General features: G+C 70.9%; 15 protein-coding genes. 6 read left to right on the forward strand and 9 right to left on the reverse strand.

Annotation, left to right across the window (positions count from 1 at the left end):
- Nucleotides 1-35 precede the first annotated feature (35 nt).
- Entirely contained in the window at nucleotides 36-1,127 is a 1,092-nt protein-coding gene (locus AC0NH5_RS04465; protein WP_474400216.1) for a S8 family serine peptidase, read from the forward strand.
- 222 nt (nucleotides 1,128-1,349) lie between these two features.
- Entirely contained in the window at nucleotides 1,350-1,964 is a 615-nt protein-coding gene (locus tag AC0NH5_RS04470) for a Maf family protein (protein ID WP_474400218.1), read from the forward strand.
- 188 nt (nucleotides 1,965-2,152) lie between these two features.
- Here AC0NH5_RS04470 and AC0NH5_RS04475 read toward each other — a convergent pair whose 3' ends face one another.
- Genes AC0NH5_RS04475 through AC0NH5_RS04485 form a run of 3 tightly spaced genes read right to left on the reverse strand, consistent with a single transcriptional unit; the run spans nucleotide 2,153 to nucleotide 4,416 of the window.
- Nucleotides 2,153-2,908 (reverse strand): ABC transporter permease, encoded by a 756-nt coding sequence (locus AC0NH5_RS04475; protein WP_474400365.1) that lies wholly within the window; start codon nucleotides 2,906-2,908, stop codon nucleotides 2,153-2,155.
- Complete coding sequence (locus AC0NH5_RS04480; RefSeq protein ID WP_474400220.1) at nucleotides 2,908-3,846, reverse strand: ATP-binding cassette domain-containing protein; 939 nt, start codon at nucleotides 3,844-3,846, stop codon at nucleotides 2,908-2,910. Before AC0NH5_RS04480 ends, AC0NH5_RS04475 begins: the two co-directional genes overlap by 1 nt.
- 24 nt (nucleotides 3,847-3,870) lie before the next feature.
- Nucleotides 3,871-4,416 (reverse strand): helix-turn-helix transcriptional regulator, encoded by a 546-nt coding sequence (locus AC0NH5_RS04485; protein WP_474400222.1) that lies wholly within the window; start codon nucleotides 4,414-4,416, stop codon nucleotides 3,871-3,873.
- Nucleotides 4,417-4,451: 35 nt separating this feature from the next.
- Between AC0NH5_RS04485 and AC0NH5_RS04490 the strand changes: the two genes are divergently transcribed.
- Nucleotides 4,452-6,200 (forward strand): acetyl/propionyl/methylcrotonyl-CoA carboxylase subunit alpha, encoded by a 1,749-nt coding sequence (locus AC0NH5_RS04490; protein ID WP_474400224.1) that lies wholly within the window; start codon nucleotides 4,452-4,454, stop codon nucleotides 6,198-6,200.
- Between the two features lie 358 nt (nucleotides 6,201-6,558).
- The gene (locus tag AC0NH5_RS04495; RefSeq protein WP_474400226.1) at nucleotides 6,559-7,221 is read left to right on the forward strand and encodes a DedA family protein; all 663 of its coding nucleotides are present in this window, start codon (nucleotides 6,559-6,561) and stop codon (nucleotides 7,219-7,221) included.
- On the opposite strand, the gene AC0NH5_RS04500 is transcribed toward AC0NH5_RS04495, so the two are convergent.
- Nucleotides 7,199-8,599, reverse strand: a complete 1,401-nt coding sequence (locus tag AC0NH5_RS04500; RefSeq protein WP_474400228.1) for an NAD(P)H-quinone dehydrogenase — start codon at nucleotides 8,597-8,599, stop codon at nucleotides 7,199-7,201. The genes AC0NH5_RS04495 and AC0NH5_RS04500 overlap by 23 nt on opposite strands.
- A gap of 108 nt (nucleotides 8,600-8,707) precedes the next feature.
- On the opposite strand from AC0NH5_RS04500, the gene AC0NH5_RS04505 reads away from it, so the two are divergent.
- Nucleotides 8,708-9,169, forward strand: a complete 462-nt coding sequence (locus tag AC0NH5_RS04505; RefSeq protein WP_474400229.1) for a gamma-glutamylcyclotransferase — start codon at nucleotides 8,708-8,710, stop codon at nucleotides 9,167-9,169.
- Here AC0NH5_RS04505 and AC0NH5_RS04510 read toward each other — a convergent pair.
- The 4 genes from AC0NH5_RS04510 to AC0NH5_RS04525 all read right to left on the reverse strand — a co-directional run bounded on the left by AC0NH5_RS04510 (nucleotide 9,166) and on the right by AC0NH5_RS04525 (nucleotide 12,578).
- Nucleotides 9,166-10,140, reverse strand: a complete 975-nt coding sequence (locus AC0NH5_RS04510; RefSeq protein ID WP_474400230.1) for a GNAT family N-acetyltransferase — start codon at nucleotides 10,138-10,140, stop codon at nucleotides 9,166-9,168. The two genes, AC0NH5_RS04505 and AC0NH5_RS04510, sit on opposite strands and share 4 nt — an antisense overlap.
- Before the next feature lie 69 nt (nucleotides 10,141-10,209).
- Nucleotides 10,210-10,947 carry an SCO6745 family protein gene (locus tag AC0NH5_RS04515; RefSeq protein WP_474400232.1) on the reverse strand — a complete coding sequence of 246 codons (738 nt, stop codon included), beginning with the start codon at nucleotides 10,945-10,947 and terminating at the stop codon, nucleotides 10,210-10,212.
- 76 nt (nucleotides 10,948-11,023) lie between these two features.
- A complete protein-coding gene (locus AC0NH5_RS04520) occupies nucleotides 11,024-11,944 on the reverse strand; it encodes a hypothetical protein (protein WP_474400233.1) in 921 nt (306 codons plus the stop codon).
- 1 nt (nucleotide 11,945) lies between these two features.
- On the reverse strand, nucleotides 11,946-12,578 hold the full coding sequence (locus tag AC0NH5_RS04525) for an MBL fold metallo-hydrolase (RefSeq protein WP_474400235.1): 633 nt from the start codon (nucleotides 12,576-12,578) through the stop codon (nucleotides 11,946-11,948).
- Between the two features lie 106 nt (nucleotides 12,579-12,684).
- Here AC0NH5_RS04525 and AC0NH5_RS04530 point away from each other — a divergent pair, with 106 nt between their 5' ends.
- The gene (locus AC0NH5_RS04530) at nucleotides 12,685-13,602 is read left to right on the forward strand and encodes a DUF4349 domain-containing protein (protein WP_474400237.1); all 918 of its coding nucleotides are present in this window, start codon (nucleotides 12,685-12,687) and stop codon (nucleotides 13,600-13,602) included.
- A 259-nt stretch (nucleotides 13,603-13,861) separates the two neighbouring features.
- Here AC0NH5_RS04530 and AC0NH5_RS04535 read toward each other — a convergent pair whose 3' ends face one another.
- Complete coding sequence (locus AC0NH5_RS04535) at nucleotides 13,862-15,118, reverse strand: amidohydrolase (protein ID WP_474400239.1); 1,257 nt, start codon at nucleotides 15,116-15,118, stop codon at nucleotides 13,862-13,864.
- Nucleotides 15,119-15,156 lie beyond the last annotated feature (38 nt).

Raw genomic sequence — 15,156 nt, forward strand, 5'->3', positions numbered from 1 at the left:
GTTGACCCAGGTCCAGCAATAGGCCTCCCGCGGAAATGACCGAAATCAAGAAGTGGATCTGCAGTAGCGTTGCACTTTGCATCACGCTTCTTCCAACGAGCCGCCGAGTTGACGATGTCCGGGAGCGGCAATGGTTCATCAAATACTTGAGCATCGCTCGCGCACATGAGATAAACACTGGCAATGGCGTTGTCATCGGACTTCCGGATACCGGCGTCTTCCCGCACCAGGACTTCAAGAGTAATCTCCTGAGAGGCACTGACACAGGACCCGAAGGGGACGGAACCGGCCAAGTCGATCAGATTGGGCATGGCACGGAGATGGCTGGCCTTATAGCGAGCCATGGCCGACCGCGGCAATCTGGAACATTGGGCATTGCCCCGTCTGCCGAGGTACTGCCGATCAAATCATTCGGGACTACAGATGACGGCTTAGGCTTGACCGAAGGAATCGCTTGGGCAGCTGAGCATGGCGCTGACGTTATTAGCATTTCATCATCAATCGCGCCGTCACGGAAACTTCGTGAAGCAATTGCATCAGCAGGCCACCAAGACTCTATTGTTGTCGCTGGCGCGGGAAACCGACCAAAAGACCTTTTTCTTGGGCACCCCGCGGCAATCCCTGGCGTTCTTGCCGTGGGGGCCATCGGACGGGACGGGAGACACGCCACCTTCTCAGTTGAAGACCGCAAGGTGGAGATCTGCGCGCCTGGAGTACAAATAGTAACCACCGGCCCCAACGATACGTACTTAGAAGTCGACGGCACTTCCGCGGCTGCGGCCATTGTTTCGGGGGCGGCTGCTCTGGTCAGGTCCAGGTTCCCGGAGCTTTCGGCACCGGAAGTCATCCACCGGCTCACGTCGACCGCCACGGACATCGGACCGCCGGGGCGGGACGACGAGTGCGGCTTCGGGGTGCTCAACGTAGTCAAAGCGCTAACCGCCGACGTGCCCCCGCCGACCCCCTCAGCTACACCAGGCGGAACCCCCTCGAGCGAACCTCAGGCCGGCGCCGAACCCCCGTCACGATCTCGAAGTGCGACCGTCTTGGCATGGAGCGCGGCGATTGTCGCTCTCGGGGCTGTGGTCGTTTTTCTCACTCTTCGGCGACGCCGGCGGGATCTGTAGGCGCCGGAACGACGGCGACATACGCCCATTTGGGTGGGTTTCTCGAGGTCTCAGCTCGACGAGGAAAGTGCTTATCCACAGGGTCACCCACAGGCAAGTGACCGATAGAGACCACCATTCACGAGACCGTCTCACAAAACGCGGGTGGTTGTTCGCGATCTCGACTGAAACATGCCGCTTGCTAGCACTTTCGCGCCCCTGCGGCTTGTAGTCTCCTTTTTCGTGCAGACCGACATCGCGTACCGCCTGATTCTCGCCTCGGCCAGCCCTGCCCGGCGGGCCCTGCTCACCGGGGCCGGGATCGACGCCGAGGTCATCGTCAGCGGGGTGGACGAGAGCGTCGTCGACCACGAGGACGCGTACACCACGAGTTTGGCGCTCGCCCGGATGAAGGCGCGGTCCGTGGCGGCCAACCTGCCGGCCGATCCGGCGGCGCTGGTGTTGGGCTGTGATTCGGTGCTGGCGTTCGAGGACGAGGTGTTCGGCAAGCCGGCGCACGCGGACGAGGCGGTCAAGCGCTGGATGGCGATGCGCGGCAAGTCGGGGGTGCTGCACACCGGGCATCACCTGACCGGGCTGGTCAGCGGGCTGCAGGCGGAGGCGGTGGGCACCACGGTGGTGCATTTCGCGGACGTGAGCGACGCCGAGATCGAGGCCTATGTGGCGTCGGGTGAGCCGTTGCAGGTGGCGGGCGCGTTCACGCTGGACGGGCGGGGCGGGGCGTTCGTGGACCGGATCGAGGGTGACCCGGGCAACGTGATCGGGCTGTCGCTGCCGCTTCTGCGCAATCTTCTGAGCGAGATGGGCGTGCCGATCACGTCGCTCTGGCGCCGCTGAGCAAAGCCGCTGCACAACAGCCGCTGCGCCACAGCCGCTGCCCAAGAGCCGCTGCGCCACAGCCGCTGCGCCACAGCCGCTGCGCAAGAGCCGCTGCGCAAGAGCCGCTGCGCAAGAGCCGCTGCGCAAGAGCCGCTGCGCAAGAGCCGCTGCGCAGAAACGGCCAAGGATGATCTGGCAGACCCCCGCTACCGCACGCTGCGGGCGAACTCCCGCGCCGCCCACCACACGGCCACCCCGGCCAGCACAGCCGTGATGAGCAGCCCCTGCCAGATCTCCGGCGCGCCCAGGTCGCCGCGGAACAGCGCCCGGCTGCCGTCGACCGCCCACGAGAACGGGTTCCACTGGGCCACCCCCTGCAGCCAGCCCGGGGCGTAGGTCAGCGGCAGCAGGATCCCGGAGAGCAGCAGGACCGGCTGCGCCACCGTGTTCATCACCGGCGCCAGTGCGTCCTCGCTGCGGACCTTGAGCGCCACCCCGTAGCTGACCGCCGAGGTCATCAGCGCGATCAGTGCCAGCATCACGTACGCCAGCAGGATGTTGCCGAGGAAGACCCGCAGGTCGAACAGGAACGCCAGCAGCGTGATGATGACTGCCTGGGCGAGCAGCGACACCACGTCGCGCAGGGTGCGGCCGAGCAGCATCGCCAGCCGGCTGACCGGCGTGACCCGGGATCGTTCGATGACGCCGGCCTTCAGTTCGGCGATCAGGCCGAAGCCCTGGAAGAGGCCACCGAAGATCGCCAGCATGACCAGCATGCCGGGTACGAAGATCTCGTACGCCTCGGCGTCGGTGGCGACCTGCAGTGCCGGCCGCAGCAGGGGTGCGAACAGCAGCAGGTACATCACCGGCTGGAAGATGCCGACCAGCACCCAGACCGGGTTGCGCAGCAGCAGCCGCATCTGGTTCTCGAAGATCAGCCAGGTGTCGCGGAGGAACTTCATCACGCACTCTCCCGCAGTGAGCGGCCGGTTTTGGCGAGGAACACGTCGTCGAGGCTGGGCCGGTGCAGTTCTATGCCGGTGAGTGGCACCCCGGCCGCGTCGAGGGACCGCAGGATGTCGGGGATGGCGGCCGCGCCGTCGTCGACGTGCAGCCGCAGCGAGTCGTCGAGGCGGTCGCTGGGGTAGGACGACAGGACGGTGGCTGCGGCGTCCACCGAGCCGGGTGGCAGCGAGACCCGGACGGTCTCGCCGGCCAGTGAGCGTTTCAGTGCCGACGGCGTCCCGGACGCCACGATCTCGCCGTGGTCCATGATGGAGATCCGGTCGCAGAGCGCGTCCGCCTCGTCGAGGTAATGCGTGGTGATGAACACCGTCATGCCTTCGTGGCGCAGGCGCCGGATCTCGTCCCACATGTGAGCGCGGCTCTGCGGGTCGAGCCCGGTGGTGGGCTCGTCGAGGAAGAGCAGCCGGGGCTCGTGGATGATTCCGAGCGCGATGTCCACCCGCCGCCGCTGGCCGCCGGAGTACGTCCGGGTCTTGCGGTCGGCGAACTCGGACAGTTGAAAGGCGGACAGCACGCGCGCCGCCCGGGCCCGGGCCTCGGAGCGGGACACGCCGTAGAGCCGGGCCTGCAGCACCAGCTCCTCGACCGCGGTGGATTCGTCCCAGGTGGCGCCGCCCTGTGCCACGTATCCGATGCGCCGTCGCACCTCGCCGGGCTCGCGCCGCAGGTCGGCGCCGGCGATCGTGGCGGTGCCGCCGTCCGGCTCGATGAGGGTGGCCAGCATGCGCAGCGTGGTGGTCTTGCCGGCCCCGTTGGGGCCGAGGAAGCCGAAGATCTCGCCTTCTGCGACGTCCAGGTCGATGCCGCGGACGGCCTCGACGGCGGGTCCCCGGCGCGAGGTGAAGGACTTGCGCAGTCCGGAGGTGGCAATCATGCGAGCCACTATAGTCAAATTTGACTAAACGGCGATACCCGATTCGACGCGGTCGGCGGTCCGCTCGCACCAGGCGATCTCCGCCTCGGACCGGGCCACGGCGAGCTCCCACATCCAGGCGACGAAGACCGGCTTCTCCGCGGCCCATTCCGCGCCGAGCAGACCGCGGAGCGACTCGGTCTCCTCCCGCAGCTGATCCGCCCGGTGCCGGAGCGCCGCCGACGCCTCCTCCGGCGGCAGGGACGGCAGGAACGAGAACGCCGCCAGGAACGGGTCCGGCGGCGAGGAGACGTTCCACCAGTACGTCCGCAGCAGCGACTCGAACTCGGCCACGCCCTTGCCGGTGATCTCGTACGTGGTCCGCGCCGGCCGCGCACCGACCTGCTCGGTGGCGACCTCGCAGAGCAGCTCGTCGTCGGTGAGTTTCCGCAGGCCGTGATAGATCGACCCGGGCTGGACGTTGGCCCATTTGTCGGCGTTCCAGGTGAGCAGCGTCCGGCGTACGTCATAGCCGTGCACGGGCTGCATCAGCTGCACCACACCGAGGATCATCATGCGAGTCGCGGACACTACCCAAGAGTAGAACGACCGTTAGGCTCATAGCCGTGCGGAAGATTCTGATCGCCAACCGCGGCGAGATCGCCCTCCGGGTCATCCGGGCCTGCAAGGACGCCGGCCTCACCAGCGTCGCCGTCTACGCCGACAGTGACCGCGACGCGCCACACGCGCGTCTGGCGGACGAGGCCTACGCGCTGGACGGCGAGACCGCCGCCGAGACCTATCTGCGCATCGACAAGCTGCTCGACGTCGCCGCCCGCAGCGGCGCCGACGCCGTGCACCCGGGATATGGGTTCCTCTCCGAGAACGCCGAGTTCGCCCAGGCGGTGCTCGACGCGCAACTGATCTGGATCGGTCCCACGCCGCAGGCGATCCGCGACCTCGGCGACAAGGTCACCGCGCGGCACATCGCGCAGCGGGCCGGTGCGCCGCTGGTGCCCGGCACCTCCGAGCCGGTCGCCGACGCGGCCGAGATCGTCACGTTCGCCGAGCGCCACGGCCTGCCGGTGGCGATCAAGGCGGCCTTCGGCGGCGGTGGCCGAGGGCTGAAGGTGGCGCGCACGATGGAGGAGATCCCCGCGCTGTTCGAGAGCGCGACCCGGGAGGCGGTGGCCGCTTTCGGTCGCGGCGAGTGCTTCGTCGAGCGCTACCTGGACCGGCCGCGGCACGTCGAGGCGCAGGTGCTGGCCGACACGCACGGCACCGTCGTGGTGGTCGGCACGCGCGACTGCTCGCTGCAGCGCCGCCATCAGAAGCTCGTCGAGGAGGCGCCCGCGCCGTTCCTCACCGCCGAGCAGCGCGCCGAGATCCACGAGAGTGCCAAGGCGATCTGCCGGGAGGCGGGCTACCACGGCGCCGGCACTGTGGAATACCTGGTAGGCCAGGACGGGACCATCTCGTTCCTGGAGGTCAACACGCGCCTGCAGGTGGAGCACCCGGTCAGCGAGGAGACCACCGGCATCGACCTGGTCCGTGAGCAGTTCCGGATCGCGGCGGGTGAGCCGCTGCCGTTCACCGAGGATCCCGCGCCGCGCGGGCACGCCATCGAGTTCCGGATCAACGGCGAGGACGCGGGCCGCAACTTCCTGCCGGCGCCGGGCACGGTCACCGAGCTGGCCTGGCCGGCCGGACCCGGCGTGCGGGTCGACTCGGGCGTGGTGAAGGGCAGCGTCGTCGGCGGCAACTTCGACTCGATGCTGGCGAAGATCATCGTGACCGGCGCGACCCGGGCGGAGGCCCTGGAGCGCTCCCGCCGGGTGCTGGACGAGACGGTGATCGAGGGGATCGCCACGGTGCTGCCGTTCCACCGTGCGGTCGTCCGCGACGACGCGTTCACCGGCGAGCCGTTCACCGTGCACACCCGCTGGATCGAGACGGAGTGGGCCGGCGGGGTCGAACCGTTCGCGGCCGGCGCCCCGGCGGGCGGCGAGGCCGCCGAGCGCGAGACCGTCGTGGTCGAGGTGGGCGGGCGGCGCATCGAGGTGCGCCTTCCCAAGACCTTGTTCGGGGGTACGCGCGAAAGCGCCCCCACCCGCAGCGCGAACCGTTCCCGCGAGCGGCGTGGCGCGTCGGCGGCCGTGGCCGGCAACGCGCTCGCCGCCCCGATGCAGGGCACGATCGTCAAGGTGGCCGTGCAGAACGGCGACGAGGTGGCCGAGGGCGACACCGTGGTCGTGGTCGAGGCGATGAAGATGGAGCAGCCGTTGCAGGCGCACCGGGCGGGCACCGTGGCCGGCCTGGCCGTCGAGGTCGGCGCCACGATCACCGCCGGCACCGTGGTCTGCACGATCGACTGACCGCCGGGCCGTTCTGTCGGGTGGCCGTCACCGCGACGCACCGGCGGCGTGCCATTCTCACGGACAGCGACCGGGCCATCGCACCGTCACTGAACAGGACGGGCCGCCGATACGGGACCTACCGGCGGCCCGCTGCCGCGATGCCGGGGATCACCGGGACCCCTGGCCGCGGGCAGTCCAACGGTACGCCCGCCGCCGCCGGAGCCGGAAAAGGAGGCGCGCGGGGATGAACACGGCCCGTAGCGTGTCCGGCATCACCGCTGTGCCGACCGGGTGGGGGAGCATGCTGAACACAGCGCACTCTCAGCAACGCCCACGGACAATGCCGTGAGTCCCGAAGCCGTGAGGTGACCCGCCGATGACCGAACTGTTGACCGTGCTGGCGACACCCGCGTGGGCGTACCTTGCCCTGTTCGGTTTTCTGGCGGTGGACGCCCTGGTGCCGGTCGTGCCGATCCAGGCCATCATGATCACCTCAGGGGCGCTCACCGTCTACGGCAATCTTGATCTGGCCGCGGTCATCGCGGTAGGGGCGTTGGGCATGTTCACCGGTGACGCCGTCGCGTTCGTGCTGGGCCGGTCCACCGGCGACCGGCTGAGCGCCCTGCGCGCCCGGTTCGCGCCGCGCAACGAGGACGCCGACCCCTCCAAGACCCGCCGGGCCGCCGAGCGCTTCACCCGGGGTCTGCGCCGCCCCGGCCCGCTCGTGATGCTGCTCTGCCGGTTCGTGCCCGGCGGCCGGATGGCGTCCGGTTACCACGCCGGCCGCACCGGTTACCCGGTCAAGCTCTTCGTCGCCTATGACGGCCTGGCCTCGCTCAGCTGGGCGTGTTACGGCGGGCTGGTCGGGCACCTGGGCGGCACCGCGATCACCCAGTCCGCGTGGCGGCTGTTCGCGATCGCGGCCACCGCCGCGGTGATCTTCGGCACGGCCGGCTGGATCCTGGCCCTCTTCGGCGGCAAGCCGGACGAGGAGGACCAGGAGGACACCGAAGCCGCTACTGGATCTCGTGCAGCATGAGCTGACGGGCGGCCTCGGCGATCGAGCCGGACAGCGAGGGATAGATCGTGATCGTGTGGGCCAGCTGGTCCACGGTGAGGTTGTTCTCGATCGCCATGGTGATCGGCAGGATCAGCTCGCTGGCCTTGGGCGCCACCACCACGCCACCGATGATCTGGCCGGTGGCCGGGCGGCAGAAGAGCTTCACGAACCCGTCCTGGAGGCCGGCCATCTTGGCCCGGGCGTTGCCGGTCAGCGGCAGCATCACCTGCCGCGCCGGGGTACGCCCGGAGTCCACCTCGTTCTGGGAGACCCCGACGGTGGCCAGCTCCGGGTCGGTGAAGACGTTCGCTGAGACGGTCCGCAGCCGCAGCGGCGCCACCGCCTCCCCCATCGCGTGCCAGATCGCGATCCGGCCCTGCATCGCGGCCACACTGGCCAGCGGAAGCACCCCGGTGCAGTCGCCGGCGGCGTAGATGCCCGGCACGTTGGTCCGCGACACCCGGTCCACCGTCACGTAACCGCCGTCGCCGACCGCCACCCCGTACTCCGCCAGACCCAGGTCGCCGGTGTTCGGCACGGCGCCGACCGCGATCAGCGCGTGCGAGCCCTCGATCACCCGGTCGTCGCCGAGGGTGACCTGCACGCCGGAACCGGTGTTGACCACCGACTTGCCCCGTGCCCGGCTCAGGATCGTCATGCCGCGGTCCCGGAAGACCCGCTCGATCGCCATGGCGGCGTCGGCGTCCTCGTGCGGCATGACCCGCTCCCGGCTGGAGACAAGCGTCACACGCACACCCATCGCCAGGTACGCGCTGGCGAACTCGGCGCCGGTCACGCCGGAGCCGATCACGATCAGATGCTCGGGGAGCTCGGTCAGGTCGTACACCTGGCGCCAGTCCAGGATCCGCTCGCCGTCCGGGCGCGCGGTGGGCAGCACCCGCGGGGTCGCGCCGGTGGCCAGCAGCACAGTGGTGGCCTCGACCGCGTAGTCCTCCCCGCCGTCCGGGGTGATCAGCACCTGGTGGGTGTGGCCGAGCCGGTCCTCGCCGAGCCGGGCCCGGCCGCGGACCACGTCCACCCCGGCCTTGACCAGCTTGGTCTGGATGTCGCCGCTCTGTGCCAGCGCCAGCTTCTTGACCCGCGCGTTCACCGCCACGGCGTCGACGCTCACGGTCTCCAGGCCGGCCGCGCGGATGCCGAACCCCTCGTTGTGGTGGTACCCGGTCATCACCTCGGAACTGGCGATGAAGGCTTTGGAAGGCACACAGTCGGTCAGGACGCACGCGCCGCCGGGACCGTCCGCCTCGACGAGGGTCACCTCCGCGCCGAGCTGTGCGGCGACGAGGGCGGCTTCGTAGCCACCTGGCCCCCCACCGATGATCACGATCCGGCTCACGACTTCCGACCTCCAACTAGCGGAAAACCCACGATTAACCCCGAAGGGACGTGCCGACACGCACGTTCCATATTCTCACCACCCGCCGCTACGACTATCGTCGTCGCCGTGCGTCACTACGCCGCGTATGGCTCGAACCTGGACCCCGCCCGCATGCGGGCCTACTGTCCGCACTCGCCGATGGTCGGCGTGGGGTGGATCGAAGGCTGGCGCCTCACCTTTGCCGGTGAGGGAGAGATGGGCTGGGAGGGAGCGGTAACCACGATCGTCGAGTCACCCGGCGACCGGGTGTTCGTCTCCGTCTACGACGTCCACCCGTGGGACGCGGCACAGCTCGACGAGGTCGAGGGGGTGACCGCCGGGGCGTACCAGAAGCTCACCGTGCGTGTCTCGACGCTCGACGGTGAGGTGACCGCCTGGGTCTACGTCTTCGCCGGGTACGAGGGCGGCATGCCGACCGCGTGGTACCTCTCGGAGATCGCCAATGCCGCCGAGAAGGCCGGCGCACCCGACGATTACGTCGAGGAGCTGCGCCGCAGGCCCACCGCGACCCCGAAGCCGGAGATCTAGTCTCCGGCCGCTGTGACGGTGGTCTCGTAGACGTCGGCCCGGTACAACGGCGTCATACCGACCTTGAAGTACAGGCGCGCGGCGTCGGTCGGGTTGGCCAGGTCGACGCCGAGGCCTGCCTTCGTGCGGCCCTTGGCGCCGTAACGGGCGAAGGCGTGCCGCAGCAGTGTCTCGCCCACACCCCGCTTGCGGTACGGGCGGAGCACGGCGAGGTACCGCACCCAGCCCTCGTCGTGGTCCTCGTCACCGCCGTTGCCGCCGGACTGCAGCGCCCCGGCCACCACGCCATCGACCTCGGCGACCAGCCACTCGTCGAAGGCCACCCCGGTCTCGGCCTCGAACTGCCCGCGCCAGTCCGGATATGACACGGCCGGATGGTCGGAGTCCCGGAACGCCTCCTCGACGACGGCGTGGAACCGCCGCATCTCGGCGTCGTCGCCGGCCCGCACCGGCCGGACGGTGACCCCGGCCGGCGGTGCGGGGGCGGCCGGCGCGACGCCTGCCAGCGACAGCTGCATCCGGGCGTGCTGCTTGAGGAAGACGAAACCGGCCTCGGTCAGCGCCTCGATGTGGCTCGTCTCGTTCGGTATCGCGGCCGCGCGTATCGCGTAGACGTCGTGGCCGAGCTCGGCGGCGCGTTCGGCCATCCGGCCCATCAGCAGCCCCAGCAGCGGCCTGCGGGCCGGCTCGCCGCGCCCGGGCCACACGTAGACCTCGGCGAAGTCGCGCGCCTGCCCGGTGGTGTTGCGCGGGTACGCCCAGCCGACGAGGCGGCCCGCCGGGTCCAGCGCGACCCACGAGTCCCGGGCCATGTCCGTGTGCGGCCCGGTCAGTTCCTCGCGCACCTCGTCGCTGGTGAAGTCCGGCTCCCCCACCGAGGCGATGTCGACGGCGTGCACCAGCTCCAGGATCGCGGGCACGTCGTCGAGGGTGGGCCGGCGGGTCCTCCAGCCGGCGGGCAGCGCGGTCATGCCGGCATCCGACCACGCCCGTGCGGCCGCCGCCAACCGACTTTCCCGTCCCGCCCGGCGGAGCGGGGCCTATCGGGTCAGGCGATGACTCAGCGACTCGAGCAGTCCGGCGAACTCCACCCGCTCCTGCCGGTCCAGCGCCGCGTACGCCTGCCCGGCCAGCGAGTTGGCCACCGCCTCGGCCCACATCAGACGGCGCACCAGCGGACCGGCCGGCGGGTACGGCGGCTGCCAGCCGAACGCCACGGCGCCGGTCTCGCCGTCCGGGCCGGCGATGATGGCCTCGATCGGGGTGAGGCCGCCGGCCCGCACCGCGATCACGTAGACCCCCTGCCGGTGCTCGTGCAGCAGGTGCAGCAGCACCGCGGCCCGCGCGCCGGCGGTGGTGTCCGGCGGCGGCATCGCCCGCCAGGCCGCGAACAGCGGCAGGCCGGCCGGGTCCACCGCGTCGACGACCCGGCCGCCCAGCTCGAGCAGGCGGGCCAGCCGGGGGAAGGCGCTCAGTTGCTCGGCGCCCCAGGTGCACAGCTCGTGCAGGTGCCAACCGGCCACTTCGGACGGTGCGGACGTCTTGGCCGTCGCCTCCCAGCCGTCGGTCACCGCTTCCGGCGCTATGAAGGCCAGCACGGAGGCCGCCGTCTCCGGTCGGACCTCACCGAGCGCGCCAGCCCGGGCCGAGACGTGATAGGCCCAGCCGGAGAGGCCCAGCAACCGGGCACGGCGCAGGGTCTGCGGTGATTCCGCGAAGGCGCCGATGATGGTGGCGAGTCCCGCTTTGGCGTTCGCCGCTGCCTGTTCCGGGGTCACCTGCCCGATTCTGCTCTCCTTGCGCGGGGAAAGAAAACGCTCCCCGATCGTGACTGTCTCATCTGTTAGGACCGTCCTAGTCGGATTCGTCCGCTTCCAGGTCATCGAGGGCGGCCTGCACGTCACCGACCTGCCGCCGGGCGGCCGCCGCCTCCCGCTCGGCGGTGCGCCGGGCGAGTTTGCGGCGGGCCACGTCGGCCACCGCCTCGGTGCGCCGTCGCTCCATCTCGGCCAGTTCCGCCTCGAGGTCCTCGACCAGGTGCTCGGCGTCGCGCTCGGCGCTCTCCGCCCGTTCCAGCTGACCGTCGGCGCGCCGTTCGGCGGCCATCGCGGCGCTCAGCTGCCGCTCCAGCTCGCGGCGCTTGCGCTCGTTCTCGCGCCGCCGCTGCTCGGCCGCGGCCCGTTCGCGGGCGGTGGCCGTCCGCTCCCGGGCCGGGCCCTCGGTCTCCGGCGTTTCTGGCTCATCCTCGGCGGAGTCGGCGGACGTGTCCGTGACCAGCCGCAGCCGGGGCCGCGGCACCTCACCGAACCCCGCATAGGTGGCCGCCCGGATCAGCCGGCCGCTGCGCACCTGCTCGGCGATCTCCGGTTCTGCCAGCGCCGCGGTGAGCGTCGCCTCCACCTCCGCCAGCGGCAGCCGCGCCGCCGGTGTCCCGGCCTCCACCGCCAGCTTGCGGGCCGTCACCACCAGCGCCGACACGAACTGCCGGCGCTGCGTGGAGAGTTCCCGCAGCTGCTCACCCTGCAACTCGCGCTGGGCGGCACGCAGCGCGGTGGCCAGCTCGACCAGCTCCCCGATGAGGTCCGGGCGCTTCATCGCGAGCAGGTTGACCACCCAGGCCGCCACGGTCGGCTTCTTCAGCGCGGCGAGCCGCTTGGCCGTCTCCCGGTCGCCGCCGCGGCGGGCCTCGTCGACGGCGGCGGCCCGGCTCGCCACGAAATTGTCCGGCGGCTCCTCGTAGAGCCGCCGGACGATGCTGTCGGTGCTGCTCGGCACGTCAGTCGAGCACCGTGCCGGGCGCCAGGCGCTGATATCTCGTATCGGAGAAGCTCTCCAGGTGCTTGCCGTAGATCGCGGCGCCCCGCTCGTTCACCAGCCCGTCGTGCAGCGCGAAAGCCCGCGCGGGCCGCACGGTCCGGGCGAACTCCAGCGACTCCGCGATCGTCGCCCAGGGCGCGTTCAACGGCACGAACAGAGTCTCCACCTCCTGGTCCGGCAGCGCGAACGAGTCACCCGGGTGGTACAGGTTGGTGGCACCGTCCGAGACGAGGAAGCCCAGGTTCGCGAAGACCGGCACGTACGGATGGATGATCGCGTGCTGGCCGCCGAACGCCCGGATCCGGTAGCCGGCCGCCTCGAACTCCTCCCCCGCCCGCACCGCGGTCGTCGCGCCGGCCACGTCCGCGAGGAGTGGCAGCACCGCCTCGTGCGCGAAGATTCGCAGGCCGGGCCGCCGGGACACCGCCGCGGTCACCGCCGCCACGTCCAGGTGGTCGGCGTGCTCGTGGGTGACCAGCACAGCATCCGCACCGGCCAATGCGGACGACTCGGAGAATTCACCAGGATCCACGACGAGCACCCCCGCGCCTTCGACCCGTAGGCAGGAATGCGTGAACTTCGTGACGCGCACGGGACCCCTCCGCAGCTGAATCGTGACCGGTCATCTCGCAGTCTGCCGGAACCGGACCGTGTCCGCCGTACGTCCCACGGTCAATCACTTTGAGATCGGAGCGACGATGCATAAACGGGGAACCATCAAGCTGGCCGGCGCGGTGCTGCTCGCCGGCGCCCTCCTGGCCGGCTGCGGCGCCGACAACTCCAGCGACACCAACTCCTCCGCCGGGGCGCCCGCCGAGGCGCCCGCTGCCGGCCGGGTGGCGGACCAGGCACCGCCCGCCGCCGGCGAGGCCGAACAGGGCCAGAACACCACCGCGCAGGCGCCGGACCTCCGCGTCGACCAGCGCTCCATCATCTACACCGGGTCGATCACCGTCCGGGTGGAGGACGTCACCGCGGCGGCCGCCCAGGCCACCGGCATCGCCTCCGCGTCCGGCGGCTTCGTCGGCGCCGACGACCGGCGCACCGGCGACAGCTCCGACACCGCCAACCTCACCCTCCGCGTGCCGGCCGCCAAGTTCAACGCGGTGGTCGACCAGCTCGCCAAGCTCGGCACCGAGGAGGTCCGCGGCATCAACACCGAGGACGTCACCGAGGCCATCGTCGACCTGGACGCCCGGATCGCCGTGCAGAAGGCCCGGGTGGACAGCGGCCGCAAGCTGCTCGGCCAGGCGAAGAGCCTCGACGACCTGGTCATGCTGGAACGCGAGGTGGCCACCCGCGAGTCCGACCTGGCCTCGCTGGAGGCGAAGAAGCGCCGGCTCGCCGACCTGACCGCCCTCTCCACCATCACGGTCGTCCTGCTCGACCCGGACGCCCGCGCCACCGATCCCGACGACGACGCGCCCGGCTTCCTGGCCGGCCTCTCCGGCGGCTGGAACGCCCTGACCGCGTCGCTCGCCGTCCTGATGACCGTGCTCGGCGCCCTGCTCCCGTGGCTCGTCGCCTTCGGCCTGCCGGCCTGGGCGATCTTCTGGGCCGTCCGCCGCTACCGGCGCCGCCGCACCCTGACCCCGGACACCACCGGCACCCCGTAACCCTCACCGGCATCTGCCGGAAAAATCAAGATCCCTGCGGATGTACGAGACACGACCGGTCCCGCGCCACAGCGCGACGACCTGCCCACTCCCGCCTCTGCCGCGCCCGCCGGGCGGAGAGTGGGTGGTCGCGCGGCGGAGCTGCACGTGGATCACCACCGCTCACGCCCGGCGGGCGCGGCATCGCAGTGACCCGGCAATCAGGTCGCGGGGTGGCCCCGGGACTCGTCCTGGGCGTACCCCCGCCTGATTCTTGTGATCAGAAAGCGCCCGTCGAGAGCGCGGCCAGCGCGGTGTGCGTCATGATCCGCACCCCGTGGCCGATGCAGCTCTCGTCCACGTCGAAGTCACCCTGGTGCAGGTCGTGGCGGACGTCCGAGCCGGGAACGCCGGTGCCGAGGCGGATCATCGCGCCGGGGACGTGTTCCAGGTAGAACGAGAAGTCCTCGCCGCCCATGCTCAGCTCGGCCTCGACCACCCGGTCGGCGCCGAGGGCCGCGCCCGCCGCGCCGGCGATGATGGCGGAGGCCATCCGGTCGTTGATCACCGGTGGGACGCCGCGGGTGTACGTGATGTCGACCTCCGCGCCGGTCGGGGCCACCACGTCGCGGATCAGCTTGCTGATCAGGTCGGGGGCCTCGCGCCACGCGTCGCGGTTCAGGATGCGGACCGTGCCGAGCAGCTCGCCGGCGCCGGGGATCGCGTTGAACGCCTGGCCGGCGTGGACGGCGCCCCAGACCAGCGAGACACCGGCCCGCGGGTCGACCCGGCGGTCGAGCAGCGCGGGAACGTCGACGATGACCCGGCCGAGCGCGTGCACCAGGTCGGCGGTCAGGTGCGGGCGGGCGGTGTGGCCGCCGGGCCCGGTGAGCGCCACCCGGACGGTGTCGGCGGCCGCGGTGAACGGGCCGGAGCGCACCCCGACCAGGCCGGCGGGCAGCTGCGGGTAGCAGTGCAGCGCGTAGATCGCGGCGACGTCCTTGAGCGCGCCGGCGGCGATCACCTCGGGGGCGCCGGAGGGGATCGCCTCCTCGGCGGGCTGGAAGATCAGCCGGACCCGGCCGGGCAGCTCGCCCTGCTCGTGGAGCTGGGCCAGGGCCAGGCCGAGACCGAGCAGGATGGTGGTGTGCACGTCGTGGCCGCAGGCGTGGGCGAGCTCGTCCACGGTGCTGCGGTACGGCACGTCCTTCATGTCCTGCAGCGGCAGCGCGTCGATGTCGGCGCGGAACGCGATGACCCGGTCACCCTCGCCGATGTCGCAGACCACGCCGTTGCCGCGGGGCAGGATGCGCGGCGTGAGACCGGCCACGGTCAGCTCGCGGGCGATCAACGCGGCGGTCTCGAACTCGGAGTGTGACGGCTCGGGGTGGGCGTGGATGTGCCGACGAATCGCTACCAGCTCGGCACCCCGCGCCGCCAGCCAGCGGTCCAGCTGGCCAGGGAGGGGATCAGCACCGGGCAGCGGCCCGGGCCACGCCGTCTCGGCGCCCTCGGGCGCCGTCAGAGCAGTAGTCACGTCGGATTCCGTATTCACTCTCGAAGGTTTGTCGGGTT

Source organism: Actinoplanes sp. 13, from assembly GCF_056134165.1.